Annotated in this window: 17 protein-coding genes; 2 read left to right on the top strand and 15 right to left on the bottom strand. The window is 63.0% G+C overall.

Features of this window, described 5'->3' with window-relative positions; genetic code table 11:
* Positions 1 to 23 precede the first annotated feature (23 nt).
* The 9 genes from GR138_RS15960 to GR138_RS15920 all read right to left on the bottom strand — a co-directional run bounded on the left by GR138_RS15960 (position 24) and on the right by GR138_RS15920 (position 9010).
* Positions 24 to 1304 carry an NAD(P)/FAD-dependent oxidoreductase gene (locus tag GR138_RS15960; protein ID WP_160860226.1) on the bottom strand — a complete coding sequence of 427 codons (1281 nt, stop codon included), beginning with the start codon at positions 1302 to 1304 and terminating at the stop codon, positions 24 to 26.
* Positions 1305 to 1364: 60 nt separating this feature from the next.
* Complete coding sequence (locus tag GR138_RS15955) at positions 1365 to 2192, bottom strand: transporter substrate-binding domain-containing protein (protein ID WP_160860225.1); 828 nt, start codon at positions 2190 to 2192, stop codon at positions 1365 to 1367.
* Positions 2193 to 2500: 308 nt separating this feature from the next.
* The gene (locus GR138_RS15950; RefSeq protein WP_202402666.1) at positions 2501 to 2791 is read right to left on the bottom strand and encodes a DUF2218 domain-containing protein; all 291 of its coding nucleotides are present in this window, start codon (positions 2789 to 2791) and stop codon (positions 2501 to 2503) included.
* Between the two features lie 183 nt (positions 2792 to 2974).
* Positions 2975 to 4039, bottom strand: a complete 1065-nt coding sequence (locus GR138_RS15945; RefSeq protein ID WP_160860224.1) for an ABC transporter ATP-binding protein — start codon at positions 4037 to 4039, stop codon at positions 2975 to 2977.
* Positions 4036 to 4959 carry a PfkB family carbohydrate kinase gene (locus GR138_RS15940; RefSeq protein WP_160860223.1) on the bottom strand — a complete coding sequence of 308 codons (924 nt, stop codon included), beginning with the start codon at positions 4957 to 4959 and terminating at the stop codon, positions 4036 to 4038. The genes GR138_RS15945 and GR138_RS15940 overlap by 4 nt, the downstream gene beginning before the upstream one ends.
* A complete protein-coding gene (locus tag GR138_RS15935; RefSeq protein WP_160860222.1) occupies positions 4960 to 5976 on the bottom strand; it encodes an SIS domain-containing protein in 1017 nt (338 codons plus the stop codon).
* Positions 5973 to 6818 (bottom strand): carbohydrate ABC transporter permease, encoded by an 846-nt coding sequence (locus GR138_RS15930; protein ID WP_160860221.1) that lies wholly within the window; start codon positions 6816 to 6818, stop codon positions 5973 to 5975. The genes GR138_RS15935 and GR138_RS15930 overlap by 4 nt, the downstream gene beginning before the upstream one ends.
* Positions 6818 to 7702 (bottom strand): carbohydrate ABC transporter permease, encoded by an 885-nt coding sequence (locus GR138_RS15925; RefSeq protein ID WP_160860220.1) that lies wholly within the window; start codon positions 7700 to 7702, stop codon positions 6818 to 6820. Before GR138_RS15925 ends, GR138_RS15930 begins: the two co-directional genes overlap by 1 nt.
* Before the next feature lie 69 nt (positions 7703 to 7771).
* Positions 7772 to 9010 (bottom strand): extracellular solute-binding protein, encoded by a 1239-nt coding sequence (locus GR138_RS15920; protein ID WP_160860219.1) that lies wholly within the window; start codon positions 9008 to 9010, stop codon positions 7772 to 7774.
* Positions 9011 to 9177: 167 nt separating this feature from the next.
* Here GR138_RS15920 and GR138_RS15915 point away from each other — a divergent pair, with 167 nt between their 5' ends.
* Positions 9178 to 10383: an ROK family transcriptional regulator gene (locus GR138_RS15915; protein WP_160860218.1), complete on the top strand. Its 1206-nt coding sequence runs from the start codon at positions 9178 to 9180 to the stop codon at positions 10381 to 10383.
* A gap of 206 nt (positions 10384 to 10589) precedes the next feature.
* Here the strand turns inward: GR138_RS15915 and GR138_RS15910 are convergent, their stop codons facing one another.
* Together GR138_RS15910 and GR138_RS15905 are read right to left on the bottom strand one after the other, a co-directional pair.
* On the bottom strand, positions 10590 to 11279 hold the full coding sequence (locus tag GR138_RS15910; RefSeq protein ID WP_246200490.1) for a TetR/AcrR family transcriptional regulator: 690 nt from the start codon (positions 11277 to 11279) through the stop codon (positions 10590 to 10592).
* 68 nt (positions 11280 to 11347) lie between these two features.
* Positions 11348 to 12289, bottom strand: a complete 942-nt coding sequence (locus GR138_RS15905; protein ID WP_160860217.1) for an ATP-grasp fold amidoligase family protein — start codon at positions 12287 to 12289, stop codon at positions 11348 to 11350.
* 85 nt (positions 12290 to 12374) lie between these two features.
* On the opposite strand from GR138_RS15905, the gene GR138_RS15900 reads away from it, so the two are divergent.
* Positions 12375 to 13889 carry a lipopolysaccharide biosynthesis protein gene (locus GR138_RS15900; protein ID WP_160860216.1) on the top strand — a complete coding sequence of 505 codons (1515 nt, stop codon included), beginning with the start codon at positions 12375 to 12377 and terminating at the stop codon, positions 13887 to 13889.
* Here GR138_RS15900 and GR138_RS15895 read toward each other — a convergent pair.
* The 4 genes from GR138_RS15895 to GR138_RS15880 all read right to left on the bottom strand — a co-directional run bounded on the left by GR138_RS15895 (position 13886) and on the right by GR138_RS15880 (position 16281).
* A complete protein-coding gene (locus GR138_RS15895) occupies positions 13886 to 15010 on the bottom strand; it encodes a GumK N-terminal domain-containing glycosyltransferase (protein ID WP_160860215.1) in 1125 nt (374 codons plus the stop codon). The two genes, GR138_RS15900 and GR138_RS15895, sit on opposite strands and share 4 nt — an antisense overlap.
* A gap of 130 nt (positions 15011 to 15140) precedes the next feature.
* Positions 15141 to 15530 carry a monovalent cation/H(+) antiporter subunit G gene (gene mnhG, locus GR138_RS15890; RefSeq protein ID WP_202402665.1) on the bottom strand — a complete coding sequence of 130 codons (390 nt, stop codon included), beginning with the start codon at positions 15528 to 15530 and terminating at the stop codon, positions 15141 to 15143.
* Entirely contained in the window at positions 15527 to 15808 is a 282-nt protein-coding gene (locus tag GR138_RS15885) for a K+/H+ antiporter subunit F (RefSeq protein ID WP_160860214.1), read from the bottom strand. Before GR138_RS15885 ends, mnhG begins: the two co-directional genes overlap by 4 nt.
* Entirely contained in the window at positions 15805 to 16281 is a 477-nt protein-coding gene (locus tag GR138_RS15880) for a Na+/H+ antiporter subunit E (protein WP_160860213.1), read from the bottom strand. The genes GR138_RS15885 and GR138_RS15880 overlap by 4 nt, the downstream gene beginning before the upstream one ends.

Genomic DNA, 16281 nt, shown 5'->3' with positions numbered 1-16281 from the left:
CGAATGCCGTTGCCGCAAACGCCTCAGGCCGCGCGTTCGCGCCACCAGTCCTGTGCCTGGAGCTTCCAATAGGTGAGCTGCGCCACGGCAAGCCCTGCAAGACCACCGGCCCAGACGAGGCCGAACGGCTCGTACAGCTTGTAGCGCTCGCTCTCGCCGAGAATGCCTTCGGCAATCACCTTGCCGCCGATCGCCGTCGTGTTGAGGCCGTGCCCGCCAAATGCGGTGCAATACCAGACGCCGGGGCTCATGCGCCCGATCTGGGGCATCAGGTGGCGGGCATAGGACATCAGGCCGGACCAGGCGAGTTCCGTCTTGAGCCCGGCAAGCTGCGGATAGGTGCCGACCATTTCGTCGCGCAGTTCCTTGACGAGGCCCGCGGTCGAGGCGGCATGGGTGGTGATGCGCCCACCCCAGAGCAGGCGGCGGCCGTCGTCGACCACACGGTAGTAGTCACCCGCCCGGCGGTTGTCGCCGATTGCATTGCGGGTGGTGATCGCCGAGGCGATCAGGTCCGGTGCCTCCTCGCTGACCATGACATAGGTGGCGATCGGCAGGAACGAGCGCTTCAGCCTGCCGTTCAGCGCGCCGGTATAGCCGCCCGTGGTGAACACCACGTCGCGGGCTTTTACCTCTCCGCCGGCCGTCTTCACCCGCTTCTCCGCACCCGAAAGCTCCACGGACGTCGCCGGCGATTGTTCGCAGATGCGTCCGCCAAGGCGTTCGATTTCCTGGGCTATGGCGCGCAGATAGTTGAGCGGGTGCATGTGGAAGGCGCTCGGGTTGCGCAGTGCCTGGAAATAACGCTCGGATTTCAGAACCGAACGCACGGCATCGCGGTCCATGTATTCGAGCTCGAATCCGTATTCCTTGCGGGTTTCTTCCGCATAGGCCCTGAGGCTCGCGCCGTCATCGTAGCGCAGCACGCTCATGATGCCCGGCTCAGGCTTGGCATCGATGATGCCGAGCGACTGGATGTTGTCGCGAATGAACTCCATGCCTTCGACGGAAAGCTGGTGGAGACGGCGCGCGGCGTTTTTGCCGACAACACGCGCGATATCGTCACCGCCCGTCGCATAGCCAGGCCCAACGAAACCGCCATTGCGCCCGGAGGCGCCGAAACCGACACTTTCGGCCTCCAGCACCGTGACACCCCTGCCGGTGCGGGCAAGCTGCAATGCGGTCGAAAGCCCAGCAAGGCCGCCGCCGATGACAACGGCGTCGCATTCGATCGTACCCGAAAGGGTAGCGCGCGCCGTCTGGTCCGCCATGGTTCGTTTGTAATAGGTGTCCGGATAGGCCATGCGCATGCTCCCCCTCGAATATGAAAGGCGCGGGCAGAAACCGCCCGCGCCGGCAGTTCATCAATCGGCGCTGTAGTCCTTGCCGTACCACTTGGTGGTGAGCGTGCCGAGGGTGCCGTCCTTCTTCATCTCGTCGATGATGCCGCCGACCTTGGCGGTCCATTCCGGGTCGACCTTTTCGGCGATGACGACGAGCGGCTCGCGGAAGGCGTAGTCGCCATCGAGAACGCGCAGCGGGTAGCCGTTCTTGATGGCGTTGAGCGCGGTCTGTTCCGGCGCGATCACCGCATCGAGACGCACACCGGCGCCGAGGCGCAGGTCGTCGAAGGGCAGCATGGAATCGGCGAAGGTGCGAACCTCGCCCGGCTCCAGCTTGTATTCGATCGGCGGCAGGCCGGGCGCGTCGATTTCCAGCTTGCGGTTGATGAAGTCTTCCGATGTCGTCGCCGTCTCGACACCGATGACCTTGCCGTTGAGGTCGGTGACGGACTTCGCGTCGCTGTCCTTGTGCACGACGTAGACATAGGGGCTGTAATAGTAGATGCCGACGAAATCGATGACCTGGGCGCGCGCCTTGGTGGGCGTCACGGAGCCGACGCCGAGATCGTAGCGGCCTTGCCAGCGGCCGCCGGTCAGCGTCGCCCAGTCCGGGGTCTCGAAGCTCACCTCGACACCGAGACGTTTGGCGATCTCGCGTGACACGTCGATGTCGAAGCCAACCATTTCGTTGCTGTCATCCAGATAGCTCTGGGGCGGCCAGCCGCTGTTGGTGGCGACGACCATCGCCTTCTTTTCCATAACGCGATCAAGCGTCTCGCCGGCCTGGGCCGAGACGGCGGCTGCGACGAAAGCGGCGCCGACGGCCAGTCGCATGAAGAGATTTTTCATGTGGTCCTCCATTTGATCCGTTAACCGGAATCCCCATTTATGTAAGATGTCTGACAACTAAATGTGTCAGCTTGGAGGTTTCGGTGTCAAGGGCGCTGAAGGCGTCAATTCATGAAACGATGAGATGAGCCGATAGAATTCCGTGATGACTCGGTCAATCGACAACAACACGGTCCGCGGCGCGATCCGTGCAGTTGTCGTACATCTTTGCCCGGGATTGTGGAAAGCGCCGCGGCGGCAGAGCCTTCGATCGAGCTGCGGCAGTTGCTTAGCCTGTGATACTGGTGAAAGGGGCCGCGTCCACCGCGTTAAATCTGACGCTGCCAGTCGAAAGCGCCGAGTTCCTCGCGGAAAGCAAAACGGACGAGGTGCGATTCGATGACCGACTGGCCCCATCCAAGACCCTCCTCATCGGCCGCCTTCACCGTCATGCGCAAACCCTCCGCATCGGCGTCCAGTGTGGCGACACCGCGGTCGAAGCGGCATTCGCCATGATTGTCTGAATAGGTGACGTCGACTTTGTGGGCGAAGTGCTTGCACAATTGCACCAGATATTTCGCACCGTGTTCGGTGCTCAGATAGGCGGTGGATTCGATCATAGCTTTTCCTCTTATTCCTAGGCTGCGCGAAACGCTGTCGCGCAATTAAAACACAACTTTAATACTCATGTTTTTTGAACAAGAAAAGTCGGGACATAACGCCAAGTATCTAGCGCTACGGCCACCGCTCACGACCGTCTCTGGTTTTGTCCGGCGGGAATGGCTGGAATCGGATCGGTGCCGTCAGTTCAGTCGCTGTTCCGTTTGCGCGTCGAAGACGTGAAAGGCAGCGGGATCGGCGCTGAGCACGATCGCGTCGCCCGCCTGAAGTTTGGTCGAGGCCGGAAGGGCTGCAACGATACGCTGGTTTCCGACCATCGCGGTGACGACCAGTTCCGGGCCGGTCAGTTCCGCGACCTCGCAGCGCGCCGACAGCGACAGGACACCATCGGCTTTTCCAATCGCCTCCGGGCGGATGCCGAGAACCAGCCGGCGCCCCGGCGCGGCGGATTCCAGCCCTGGCACCGACACGACGATATCCGAGCCGTCGATCTGGAGCCCCCCCTCACCCGCAGTCGCGGCCAGCAGGTTCATCGGCGGAGCGCCGACAAAGGTCGCGACGTAGAGCGTCGCCGGCCGGTTGTAGATCTTCTCCGGCGTGTCGAGCTGTTCGATACGGCCGTTGCGCATCACCGCGATGCGGGTTGCAAGCGTCATCGCCTCGATCTGGTCATGCGTGACATAGACCACCGTCGTCCGGGTCATCTGGTGCAGGCGCTTCAGCTCGGTGCGCATCTCCATGCGCAGCTTCGCATCAAGATTGGAAAGCGGTTCGTCGAAGAGAAAGATCTTTGGATTGCGCACCAGCGCCCGGCCGATCGCCACGCGCTGGCGCTGGCCACCGGAAAGCTGGCCGGGTTTGCGGTCCAGAAGGTTTTCGATCTGCAGCAGCTTCGCCGTTTCGTGCACCGCGCGGTCACGCTCGGCCTTGTCGACCTTGCGCATTTCAAGCCCGAAGCCGATGTTCCGGTGCACGGTGAGATTGGGATAGAGCGCGTAGGACTGGAACACCATCGCGATGTCCCGGTCTTTCGGGTGCACGCCGACGATGGAGCGCTCGCCGATGCGGATGTCGCCGCTGGTCGGCTCGGCAAGGCCGGCAATGATGTTAAGCAGCGTGGACTTGCCGCAACCGGACGCCCCGAGCAGCACGAGGAATTCGCCGCTTTCCAGCGCGATGTCGATGCCCTTCAGCGTCTCGACGGCGCCGTAGCTCTTGCGGATGGCGTTGATGGTCAGCGTGCTCATGCGCGGGCTTCCTGCAAGGTCGGTGCGTAGCGTCGAGGATTGGTGGAAATGGCGCGCGACGCGACGCGGGTTCCTACGGCAAGGCTCTCTTCGAGCCCGTTGCCGGCGGCGAAGGCGGCCAGGAAAGCCGCGTTGAAGACGTCTCCGGCGCCAATCGTGTCGATGACCGTCACGGCGGGCGCCTCGGCGCGAAAAACCTTGCCGTCGGCATCGAGAGCGATCGCGCCGTTCGGTCCGCTTTTCACCACGACGATGGCACCCGCCGGCATGCCCCGGCGGAGGATGGACGCCGCCTCGCTCGGGTCGGACACCTCGGCGAGATTGGTCGTCTCCACCTCGTTGAACAGGGCGATGCGGCAGCGCGACAGCCAGCCTCTGGCTGCCCTCTTGTTGGTTTTCGTCCAGCCCGCCAGCGGCCAGCCGGTATCAAGGGCAACGGCGATGTCGTGGCGATCCGCCCAGTCGAAAAAGCGATCGTAATCCTCCACCAGCTTGTCGGTGAGGAAGGAGCCGCACAGCAGCGCGATGCCGCCGGCAAGACGCGGCCCGTCGAGCACGGCGAAAACATCCTCCAGACTGAAGAGCGGCAGATGGCCCCGTGTCGTGAAGAAGGTGCGCTCGCCGTCCGGATGGGTGATGCCGACCGAGAGCGTGGTGCTTTCGCCATGTACCGGCCAATTGCTGGCATGCTCACCGAAATTCTCCGCAAGCCAAGCCCCGAAACGGTCGCTGCCGATGCTTGCGGCGATCTCGAAAGGCGTGCCGAGGGCCAGCCAGGCAAGGGCCGTGTTGCCGGCCGAACCGCCGGCGCGCAACTCGTCGTGGTCGACGATGATTTCCGTGCCGGGCTGCGGCCAGGGCGCGGCCGGGCCCATGATCAGATCGACATTGACGTTTCCGATAACGGCAAGCGGTTTCACTCATTCACTCCGGGTAATCTTGCTGGAGCGCACCGGCGTTCCGGCATCGGCGACACGCGCTTCCGCAAAGGCGATCATCAGACGCTGCACCGTCGGTAGCATGGCGAAGACGGCGGCAAGCCCCGTCAGCGGCGGGAATACGATCGTTGCCGCTCCTGGGACCGGCGGGCGGCCGGAGGTATCGAAGATCACGAGCCTGGCGCCGGCCTCGATCACAGACATCGCCATGGCGGTCACGAGATCGGCTGTCGCGTCATCGCTGCGGAACAGGACGATGCCCACCTCCGGCGACAGCATTTCCATGGGCCCATGCCGCAACTGGCCGCCTTCCAGCGAGAAACACGGCACACGGGAGAGTTCTGTAAAGCCGAGTGCGATCGCCTCCGCGAGGCCCTGCAGCCGCCGTCCGGATGTCACCACCGAACGGACGTCGGAAAGGACGGACAGCGCCTCGCCGATGGCGGGCTCCTGCGGGTTCTCCAGCGCATCGACGGCTGCCGAAGCGTCCTCGCCGAGTGCTGCGAGGATAGCGAGATGCAGGGCGAAACTCACCGTCAGGCTCCGCGTCGCCGCAAAGGCCTGTTCCGTACCGCCGTGACCGACCAGGCTGGGCGCGGTGCGGGCGAGGAAAGAGCCGTTTTCGAGCGTGAAGCCGAAGGTTTCGGCGTTACCGCCGGCCTCGTCGTACCAGCGCAGCACTTCCGCGCTTTCGCCCGATTGCGAGGTGATGAAGACTGTACGGCCATCAAGCGCCAGCGGTGCACCGAGCTGTTCGGACAGCGGCAGGGCAATCGCGTCGATACCGAGGAGGCGGTAGAGCGGCTCGACGGCCCGGCCGACGGCGTGCGAACCGCCCATGCCGAGCAGCAGCAGTTTTCCGGTACGTCTCAGGCTTGCGGCCGCCTTCTCGGCCATCTCGTCATTGGCGCGGAAGGAGGCAAGCGCGTCGGCATGCTGCCGGGCCATTTCCCGCTCGATTGCTCGAACACCCTCTGGTCGTGTCATCGTCATGGTCATCCTTTCACACCGCCGCTGGTGAGGCCCGAGATCAAGGCCCGCTGCATGAGAAGGCCAACCGCGACCGGCGGCAGCGCGGCAAGCACGCCGGCTGTGGCAATCAGCCCGTAATCGGAAACACGGCCGCCGGCGAGGTCGGCGATGGCTACCGTCAAGGTTCGTGCGCGCTGATCCGAGGTGAAGAGCAGCGCATAGAAAAACTCGTCCCAGCCGAGCAGGAAGGCAAACAGCGCCGAGGTGGCGACGATCGGCAGGGCGAGCGGCAGGGTGACGATGCGCAGCGTGGCAAAGAGGCTTGCACCATCCATCATCGCCGCCTGCTCGATCTCGCGCGGAATGCCGTCGAAGCCCGATTTCATGAGCCAGGTCGTGAAGGGTGCGAGGATGCTGAGATAGACGAGCGCCAGGCCGAAGACGGAGTTGAGCAGCCCCAGGGCCGCGAGCCCCATATAAAGCGGCACGGCCAGCGCGACCGGTGGCAGCATATAGGTGGCGATGACCAGCGATAGTGACCAGCCGATCGAAGGCGTGCGCGAAACGGCCCAGCCGGCGGGAATGGCGAGCGCTATGGCGGCGATGGTCGCCATACTGGCGACCAGGATGCTGTTGACGAGCGAGGCAGTGAAGGCCGCGCCGGCGCTGTTCGGGATGGTCGACAGCAGCGTTGCGTAGCGCGAGAAATCGACTTCACTTGGCCACCAGCGCAACGGTTTTGCCACGAGATCGGCAGCCGGCGAGATGCTCATGACGAAGAGCCAGAAGATCGGCGCGAGGATGACGGCGGCCAGCAGAAGCGCTGCGGCATGGATCAGCACGGAGGCGAGAAGACTGCGGCGTTCCATCAGGCGGCACTCCCAGCGGCGCGGCGCACCAGCATGCCGTAGCCGATCGCCAGAACCGTGACGATGAGCGTGACCACGAGGGCGAGCGACGCCCCTGAGCCCGCACGCTGGAAGGAAAAGGCCTCCTGATAGACGAGGATCGACAGGGTGCGTGTCGAATTGGCCGGGCCGCCGCGTGTCATGACCCAGATGATATCGAACACCTTGAAAGCCTCGATCGTGCGTAGCACCAGCGCCACCATCAGCGGCCCGGCGAGATAGGGCAGGATGACGAAACGGAAGCGGGCGAAGGAACCGGCGCCATCGACCAGCGAGGCGGAGGTGATGTCGCGCGGTACGGCCTGAAGGGCAGCGAGTGTGATGAGGGCGACGAGCGGGAAATTCTTCCAGCAATCGGCGATGATCAGTGCCGTCATCGCGGTTCCCGGTTCGCCGAGCCAGGAGCGGTAGCTGTCGAGAAGGCCGATCTGCGTCAGCACCGCATTCAGAGCGCCATACTCCGGGTTGTAGATGAGCCGCCACAGGGTCGCGTTGACGACGGTCGGCAAGGCCCAGGGCAGGATCAACAGGGCGCGCAGCACCGTGCGGCCGTAAAACTGCTGGTTCAGAAGCAAGGCGGCGAGAACGCCGATCACCATTTCCGCCGTCACTGACACCACGGCAAACCAGGTGGTCGCCCAGAGCGCACGCTGGAAGTTACTGCTTCCCAGCATTTTCAGGTAATTGTCGAAACCGACGAAATTGCCGGCAGCACCCACCAGCTTGGCATCGGTGAAGGACAGCCGGACCGTATCGATCATCGGCCAGCCGATCACGGCGAGCATGATTATCAGAAGTGGCAGCATGAGAAGCCATGCCCGGGTCGTCATCCAGGTGCCGGACATAGCGTCCTCGTCATCGATTGTCGGGAAGGAAAGTGTGCGGGCGACCGGGGCCGCCCGCAAGGCGTGATATCAGAGGCCGCTGTTTTCCGCGGCGGACTTCAGCGCATCCTCGGGCGATGCCTGATCGAGCAGCGCTTCCTGAATGGCCTGCTGGAGCGCCGTCGATAGTTCCTGGTACTTCGCTGTCGTCGGACGCGGATACATCGCGGCAAGGCCGAGCTTGGCGGCTGCGATAAGCTCTTCCTGGCCGGCGGTGACGGCCGCATCCTCATAGGAAGAAGCCCAGATCGGCAGGCTGAGCTTCGCATAGGCGTTCTGCGTCTCCTGCGAAGTCATGTGCACGATGTATTTCCAGGCCTCGTCGGGATGTTTGCTCGTCGTGGTGACGCCGAGACCCATCGAGCCGTTGACGGCCGAAACCGTGCTCTTGCCTTCGACGCCCGGTGCCGGCACGACGCCGACCTTGCCGGCAACCTTGCTGTCCTTGCCGCCATTGGCCATGTTGTACATGTAGGTCCAGTTCAGCGCGAAGGCCGCCTCGCCGTTCTGGAAGACGTTGCGCACGTCCTCTTCCAGGAACTCCTTGGAGTTGGGGTTGGTGAGGCCCGACTTGTAGCTGTCGACCATATACTTCAGCGCGTCGAGACCGCCGCCTTCGGTAAAGGCCGGCTTGCCGTCCTTCAGGAATTCGCCGCCATAGGCGCTGACCAGCGTGGTGTAGTCGCAGATCGCGGCTTCGGCCTGCGACCAGCTCCAGGCGATCGGCGTTGCCAGCAGGCCCTTGTCCTTGATGATCTTGGCCTGATCGTTGAGCTCAGCCCAGGTCTTCGGCGGTGCCTTGATGCCGGCCTTTTCGAGGATTTCCTTGTTGTAGAACAGGTATTTCGTGTCGAGAATCCACGGCATGCCATAGGACTTGCCGTCATAGTTGACGGTCGTCCAGGCGCCCGGCAGCACGCCCTTCTTCATGTCGTCGGTGATGCGCGAGGACACGTCGACGAGCACGTTGTTCGTCGCATATTCGGCCGGCCAGATCACGTCGAACAGCACGACGTCGTAGCCGCTGCCGGAGCCCTGAGCGAGCACGGCCTTATCGTGCAGGCCCTCGTAGGGCACGAATTCGAGGTTCACCTTGACGTCCGGGTTCGCCTTGCTGAAGGCGTCGGTCATGGCGCGCACATCGGCTTCGCTATAGGCGGCCTGCGCCATGAAGAGCGCATTCAGCGTGGTTTCGGCAAAGGCGTGCGGCGCCGAAACGGCCGCTATCAGCGCCGCGCCAAGCAGGGATTTCTTGATTGATTTCAACATGACTTCCTCCGTTTTGCTTCTTGATCTCGACAGTGACGGAAAGGCGCGTGTGGTTACGCAAGCCCGTCCTTGGTTCGTGTTCCCTGGAACTCTTTGGCTCCTATTAAGTCAAATGGCTTGACTTAAATGTTCTGTATTATTCAAATGGTGTCAAGAGGGAATTGCCGATGCATGATTTGCGGACGATCCGCGCCAAGAGCGGGACCAACCAGGAGGGCACGAGCGCGCATAACCGGCGCGTCGTCATCGAGGCCATCCGCCTGAACGGGCCGCTGTCGCGCGCCGATCTCGCCCGCGCCACGCGGCTGACCAAGCAGACAATTTCGAACCTTATCGAAAGCTTAGAGGCCGACGGGCTCGTCGCCTCGGAAGACGTGGTTCGTGGCGCCCGCGGACAACCCTCGACCCCCTACCGCCTTGTTCCCGAAGGGGCCTTTTCGCTCGGCGTGCAGATCGATCGTCATCTGACGCGCGTCGTCGCTGTCGACCTGATGGGCCGTGAGGTGGCACGTGTTGTGGCCAACCTTCCGGCCGGAGGGCCGGCGGAGGGCAGCAAGCTCATCCTCGGCCTGATCGAAACCGTTCGCCGCGATCTTGCCGCCCGTTTTCCGGACTCCGTGCACCGGCTTGCCGGTCTGGGTGTCGCCATGCCCGGCCCGTTCGGACTGCCGCCTTCGGACGATGACACGTGGATGATGGCGCAGTGGCAATCCTTTCCGCTCGTGGAAACGCTGGCGGCCGGCACGGGGCTTGCCACCAGCCTGCAAAACGACGCGACAGCGTGCGCGACGGCGGAACGGATGAATGGCTCGGCTGACGGTCTCGATCACGCCGTCTGCATCTATTTCGGCTATGGTATCGGCGCCGGCCTCATCCTCGGCGGAGAACTCTATACCGGCAGCAACCGTAATGCGGGTGAGATCGGCATGGTTCTGTTTTCGCGGGGCGGAACCCAGTCACCACTGGAGCACCGCTCCTCGCTTGCCTCACTGTTCCAGCATCTCGGCCTCGATTCGGCGACCACCGAAGCCTATGCCGACGTCGAGCGGCTGACGCTTGCAGACGATCCGCGCATCCTTGACTGGTTAGAGGGTGCCGCTGCCGACATGCGGCAGGCCGTGCATATGGTCGAAACCATCTTCGACCCGCAGACGGTGATCCTTTCCGGCAGTGCGCCGGAGCCCTTGGCGAAGCGGCTCTTCGAGGCGATGTTCCCCCTGATCCCGTCGAACGCCGACCGGCCGGACCGAAGCCTGCCCCGTCTGCAGATCGGCATGGTCGGTCCCTGGGCCGTGGCACTCGGTGCGGCTGCCGAGCCGATCCGCCGCGCCTTCGATCCGCTCTTCTCGGCGATCTTGAAGGAGGCCCCTTAAGCGGCCGCATGGACGGGGCGGCTGCTTATCCGCTAGGCGTCAGCACAGTTTATTTGCACGAGCGTACCGGATTCGCCGAATCAGACCTTCCCTGCGTTTCGGCAACATTCTACTTGGATATCACTCGCGCAACCCGCGAGCTTCCCCGCGTCATTGGGAGCCAAACCGTGGCGCTTGCTGCCCCGCTTCGTGCGGGGCCCTTTTTTCTATGAAGCCGCAAAACTTTTCGGAAAAGCCTGACGCAGCAGGGCCAGGGCCGTCTTGTGCAAGGCGTCCGAGCGGGCCATGTCGGGATTGAACGTATCCCAGTACCAGGCGCCCTGGACGAGGTAGTTCAGCCCCTCGGCAAGCGTATCCGTATCCACGTTCTCGTAACCGCCATCTCGCGCCACCTCGGCAAGCAGCGCACGCGACTGGGCGAGATAGGCCTTGTCGCTCGGCAGGCTGATCAGGCGGTCGAGTTGCATGGTCTGCCGGTCGCTGCCGAACAGCACCCAGACGGACACCCAGTCCGGATGACGGTAGCGGAAATGCCGGGCACAGTCGATGGAAGCGACGACGCGCTCCGCGGCCGAAAGGTCGGGCGCGTTCACCGTCTCTTCCCAGAGACGGGCGAACTGCTCGTTGAGATATTCGAGAACCGCGCGAAAGAGTTTTTCCTTCGAACCGAAGTGAAAAACCACCAGCGCATTGGAGGAGCCGATTTCACGGGCGATGCGCTGCATGGTGACGCCCGCGATACCCTCTTCGGCGATAAGGCGGATGGTGGTGTCGATGATGCGCTGAGCGCTCGCCTGCCCGCGCAGATGACGGCGATCCTGCCTGCCGGTCTTGGTCATCGGCGTTGCGGCATCCGCATCGTCATTGGGCGCTGGAGCGGCTTTCGGTGTCTTCAACGCATCGCCCCCGGTTCGCGTGGTCCGCTCTTATCGAATGACGAACGGTCGTGGTCAACGGCTGGCGGCTAAGCAGCGTTCGGCAGGTCGAAACCGAGTGTCCATTTGTCGCCGATCAACCGGTCATAGTGTGGGGGATCGAAGCGCTCGAAGCCGCCGCCGGGATAGAGCGTCAGTTCCCCGAGCTTGATCCAGTCGTCGCTGGCATAGAGGTCGATGCGCAGGAAATCGAAGCCGCGGCCGATGGTCTGGGCAATGCGCATCATTTCGTCGAAACGCGCCGGCTTCGGCACCTCGCCCGGATAGAACGTCAGGTAATCGGGATCATGGAACGGCAGCTTCACCCAATCGGGCGTGTAGTGGCAGGCATAGCCCTCGCCGTCGATCCGCAGATTGATTTCGATATGCGACACGACGCCGTCAAAGGTGAAGAAGCGGTAGTCCCATGGCACGCCGCCATCCACGACCAGCATCGCTTCTATGAGGACTTGCGGTTTCACGCCGCTATAGGCCCATTCGCGATTGTACTGGGCATGGTCGAGCTGTAGCCACGCCGGCGCGGGGTTTTCCGCAAGCAGGCGCTGGATATCGTCCTGCGTGTAGAGGAACCGCCCCTGCGCACTGGCATGGGTGGGCTTGACCACAGCCGGCAGGGGAACCGTTGTCCAATCGACCGTCGAAAGATCCTTACCGACCCAATAGGTCGGCGTCACATAGGCCGATCCCAGCTTTTCCGTGACGAAGGGCTTCACAGCGGCCTTGTCGACCAGCGTCGCGTAGATCGGCTTGCGGTCGTAGAGTTTACGCGCCTGCACTTTCTCGCAAAACGTCTTCGGCCGATCGATATCGGGCCATTTACCCTTGATGACCCAGTATTTCAGCTTCAGGTACGGCTTGTCGGGCAGCGGTTTGATCACGCGCCAGATCAGGTGATGGAACATCTCCTTGAGTGTCCGCTGCTGATAGCCGGGGACAAGGAACGTCTCCTTGCGCTCCGGTTTGTCCATCATCGCTCTCACCGCCTTTATTTTGCCACTGTCCACCAATGCCCGGCTTTATTTAATGCAAAGTTATCTTTTCGTGAGAAAAGGGCGAATGACCAGCATCCTCGGCTCTTCCCTGCTCAATTTGGCGGCAACACTCGTATCGCTGATGGCAGGCTTTCTCGTCAGCGTCATAAACGCGCGCGTGCTCGGCCCGGCCGGCTCGGGCACGGTCGCCTATGCCATGTGGGTGGTCGTCTGCGCCGCCGCGCTTGCGGACCGGGGATTTCCGCAGATGGTTCTGCGCTACGTGGCAGCACTACGCGATCAGGGCGAGCCGGCATGGCGTCCGGTCGTGCGGCAGGCCTTCAAGTCGTTCCTGCCCGTCGTGCTCGTGGTTTTCCTGCTGCTTCTTGCCTATGGCCTTTATCACAGAACCCTGGGCCGCCCGGCACCCTGGATCTGGATCGCTGCAAGCGTGCTTTTCCTCGCCTATGTCTTTTCCGCCTTCTCGGCCGCGGCCGCGCGTGGGCGTGGGCGCTTCGGCGAGGTTGCCGCCATCACTGCCGTCGGGAGCCTCTTGCAAATACCGCTCGTCTTCATGGGCGCCTTTCTGGTGGGGCCGGGCGGCGCCTTTCTCGGCATGCTGACCCGGTATCTGCCGCAGGCTCTCAGCCTGCCCAAACATCTCGGCCGCCGCTCCGCGCCGGAGGCAACCGTCCTGTCGCCCGAAATGCAGAGCTACCGCCGCAGCATGTGGGCAAGCGACGCGATCGACATCATCCTGCTCACACGCATCGAATACCTCGTCATCGGCTATTTCCTCGCCGATGCGGATGTCGGCTATTTCGCTGCCGCCGTGGTGTTTGCTGGTCTGGTGGGCCAGATGACCCTCCAACTGTCGCCCGCTTTCCTCGTTGGCCTTACGGCGCGCGCGCCCAGCGAAGGCGCCTCCGGTCCGCCCAGCGAACTCTACAGGAACAGCCTGCGGTTGACCGCCCTCTTCATGATGCCGCTCGGCATTGGTGGGGCGGCGGTCGTCGGCCCGCTCGTTCCTCTCGTCTTCGGCAATGACTTTGCGCCGGCTGCAAATGCCGCCGTGCTGTTCATGCTGGCTTCCGTGCCGGCCGGGATCGCCGTGGTGCCCTGGGCCTCTCTAGCCGCCGGCGCGCGGGCGCGCACCTTGATGCATGTGACGCTTCTTTCCGCAGCGCTGATTTTTACCCTGCTGATCATCGTCGTGCCGGTCGCGGGAATTTGGGGCGCGGCGGTGGTCCGGGTCCTGTCCGAAACACTGACACTGGCGTTTTTGCTGCGGGCCGCAAGCAGCGATGGTGGTCCCTCGGCCCCCTGGAATGCGCTTTTACGCACGCTGGTCGCCGCGAGCCTCTGCGGCGTCGCGGCCTTTGCCGCCACGGTGGTGGTGCCGGGTATAATCGGGATCGTTCTGGCTATTGGTACGGGTGCCCTCGTCTATCTGGTGGCAATCCGGCTGCTTGGTCTCATCGCGACGGACGAGGCAACACGCCTGTTCCAGTTGGTCGAAACGCGCCTGCCGGGGGCGCTGCGCCCCCTTGCTCAACGCCTTGTCGAGCTGATTGCCGCATCTCCGGCGAGAACCGGTTAAGCCTGCTGCGGAAACACCGTGTCGAGCGTCTGCGCCGCCACGTCCTCCCAGCTGAGAATGCCGTCACGGTAGGTCGGATCGTGTGGCCAGCCGAGTGCGGTGTCGATGATGGCCCGCCAATCGTTGGCCGCATCGAGCGAATAGGTGATTTCGTTGCCCCGCGACACGGGAATGATATCCGGAAGCACGACTGGAAGCAGGCAGTAGCCGTATTGCAGCAGCTTGAGGCTCGATTCCGCCAGATAGACTTCGCTGGTGTTCACCTTGTAAGGCGCCAGTCCGATATTGGCATGGCGGATATAGGCGGCCAGAGTTTCGAACGACTGCTCGCCATGAACCTCGATATTGCTGGGCACATCCCCGCGCCACCGGATGCCAAAGAGATGAAACGTCACTTCGGGCGCGACGGCTGCCATCTGCTCCACGGCGGCCTGGTCGAACAGCATATCGCCGACGGCGACCGCATTGCGGCTCCCTTGCGGATAGGGTGAGACGTCGGCTTTGTCGAAGGCAGCCCCTTCGATGCCCTGCGGGACGAAGTTCACTTTGCCCCCCGGCGGAAGCATCTCGCCAAGGTGGCGCGACGGAACGCAGATGCTGTCGAACGACCCGATGACCCGACGCTCGGTTTCGCAAAGATAGGGTGCCGCTCCCACGCTGTTCAGGAGATCACGGCAGAAATAGAGCAGTTTCGCCTTCGGGTTCAACTGCCGGAGGAGCGGAACGAAGGCGACCGGCGTGCCGCTTTCGACGACCACGAGATCCGCCTCCTTGATCTTCTGCGCCACGAATCCGGGAAGATATCGCCCATAGAGCGCGAAAAGCGGTTTCACCGCAGCATTGACGAGCGGGTTGGACGTGCTGAAGGCATGGATTGGCGGCAGATAGGCACCCGCGTGAAGGTGCGGCTCGATCTCTGCGTAGCGATTGCCTTGCGTGCGGCGCAACGCCTCCAGCCGCGCCTTCTGTTTGAAGCGGCTCAGCCCGCTGTGGCCGACTGTCGTGAAAAACACGTCATGCCCGGCCGTCGCCCAGTTGCGCGTGACAAAATGGATGCTCGCCTTCCTGAAGCCGTCGAGGAAGACGTGCGACGTCAAGACGACAATTTTCCTGGCATGCATGATCGTCTCTTCCATGATCGACGCATCACGGGCGGCGGGTTTTGAATGGCTTTGCCCCATGAGCGGGCAAATTAGAGGGGGCAGCCTTAATATTGCCGGAACATGTTCCAAAGTCCTTACAACCGGGAGATCACTTGGCGTCCACGCTCTCGCCCGGCGACTGGACGGGCCCTTCGGCTGGAACGCCCGGATTTCCTTCGGTTCGGTCGCGATGCAGCGCCGCACGGGCGAGCAGCATGAGCGTGACCGGCGTGGTGACTGTCACAAAGATGCCAATCAAAATTTCGTGAACGACGGGCCGCGTGGCAAGCACGGTGAAGAAAATCATCGAGGCCATGACGATGCCGCCCGTGCCCCAGCTCGTGCCCAGCGTTGGCGCATGGATGCGCTCGTAGAAGGTCGGCAAGCGGACGAAACCGATCGTGCCGATCAGCGTGAGCCCGGCGCCGACAACCAAGAAGAAGGAGACAAGGAGTGCTGCCCAGGCCGGCAGTTCGCTTGCATGTTCGATCGTGCTCATTCGATCACCTCCCCCCGCATCAGGAATTTGGCGAGGGCAACCGTCGCGACGAAGCCAAGCATGCCCATCACCAGGGAAGCTTCGAAATAGATGACCTTGCCGGTGCGCATGCCGAACACCATGAGGAGAAGCATGGAGTTCACGTACAGCGTGTCGAGTGCCAGCACGCGGTCCTGCGCGCGCGGGCCGCGCGACATGCGCAGGGCGGCAAGCGCCATCGCGGTGGCCAGGCAGATCTGCGCAAAGGTGACGGACCAGAGGAGGATCGTGTGGCTCATTCGAAGATCTCCAGCAGCAGCGCCTCGTAGCGGGTCTTGATCAACACACGCCACGCTTCCTCGTCGACGAGGTCGAGCACATGGATCAGCACCGACTTGTTCAGCGAGTTGTATTCCAGCCAGGCGGTTCCCGGCGTGCTCGTCACCACGACGGCGAGTACGGCGAGCGCCGTCGGGTTCTCCAGTTCCAGCGGAACGGTTATGAAGCCGGATTTGATGCGCTTGCTGCGTCCCGTCAGCAGGATGGAGGCGACGGCGATGTTCGAGCGCACGATGTCATAGAGTACGATGCTGACCAGCTTGGGCAGCAGGTACCATTTGGGCAGGCGTGGCTTGACAGGGCGGAGCGCCGCCATGCCCCAGGAGGCGAAGACCGAAACGATGCAGCCAAGAATAAGATGACCGAGCGTAAACCCGTTGAGGGCAAGCCACATGATGACGAGCGAGGCGCTCAGAAGCGGATAGGGCAGCAT

It is taken from the genome of Shinella kummerowiae (genome assembly GCF_009827055.1).
GTDB lineage: Bacteria > Pseudomonadota > Alphaproteobacteria > Rhizobiales > Rhizobiaceae > Shinella > Shinella kummerowiae.
This window is presented reverse-complemented; position numbering and strand designations above follow the sequence as displayed.

Coding starts and splice junctions, on each gene's coding strand:
- GR138_RS15935 (WP_160860222.1), bottom strand. CDS start 5,976: ATGACCATGACGATGACACGACCAGAGGGTGTTCGAGCAATCGAGCGG.
- mnhG (WP_202402665.1), bottom strand. CDS start 15,530: ATGAGCACGATCGAACATGCAAGCGAACTGCCGGCCTGGGCAGCACTC.
- GR138_RS15880 (WP_160860213.1), bottom strand. CDS start 16,281: ATGCTGCCCTATCCGCTTCTGAGCGCCTCGCTCGTCATCATGTGGCTT.
- GR138_RS15925 (WP_160860220.1), bottom strand. CDS start 7,702: ATGTCCGGCACCTGGATGACGACCCGGGCATGGCTTCTCATGCTGCCA.
- GR138_RS15895 (WP_160860215.1), bottom strand. CDS start 15,010: ATGCATGCCAGGAAAATTGTCGTCTTGACGTCGCACGTCTTCCTCGAC.
- GR138_RS15905 (WP_160860217.1), bottom strand. CDS start 12,289: ATGATGGACAAACCGGAGCGCAAGGAGACGTTCCTTGTCCCCGGCTAT.
- GR138_RS15885 (WP_160860214.1), bottom strand. CDS start 15,808: ATGAGCCACACGATCCTCCTCTGGTCCGTCACCTTTGCGCAGATCTGC.
- GR138_RS15945 (WP_160860224.1), bottom strand. CDS start 4,039: ATGAGCACGCTGACCATCAACGCCATCCGCAAGAGCTACGGCGCCGTC.
- GR138_RS15920 (WP_160860219.1), bottom strand. CDS start 9,010: ATGTTGAAATCAATCAAGAAATCCCTGCTTGGCGCGGCGCTGATAGCG.
- GR138_RS15960 (WP_160860226.1), bottom strand. CDS start 1,304: ATGGCCTATCCGGACACCTATTACAAACGAACCATGGCGGACCAGACG.
- GR138_RS15915 (WP_160860218.1), top strand. CDS start 9,178: ATGCATGATTTGCGGACGATCCGCGCCAAGAGCGGGACCAACCAGGAG.
- GR138_RS15955 (WP_160860225.1), bottom strand. CDS start 2,192: ATGAAAAATCTCTTCATGCGACTGGCCGTCGGCGCCGCTTTCGTCGCA.
- GR138_RS15950 (WP_202402666.1), bottom strand. CDS start 2,791: ATGATCGAATCCACCGCCTATCTGAGCACCGAACACGGTGCGAAATAT.
- GR138_RS15930 (WP_160860221.1), bottom strand. CDS start 6,818: ATGGAACGCCGCAGTCTTCTCGCCTCCGTGCTGATCCATGCCGCAGCG.
- GR138_RS15900 (WP_160860216.1), top strand. CDS start 12,375: ATGACCAGCATCCTCGGCTCTTCCCTGCTCAATTTGGCGGCAACACTC.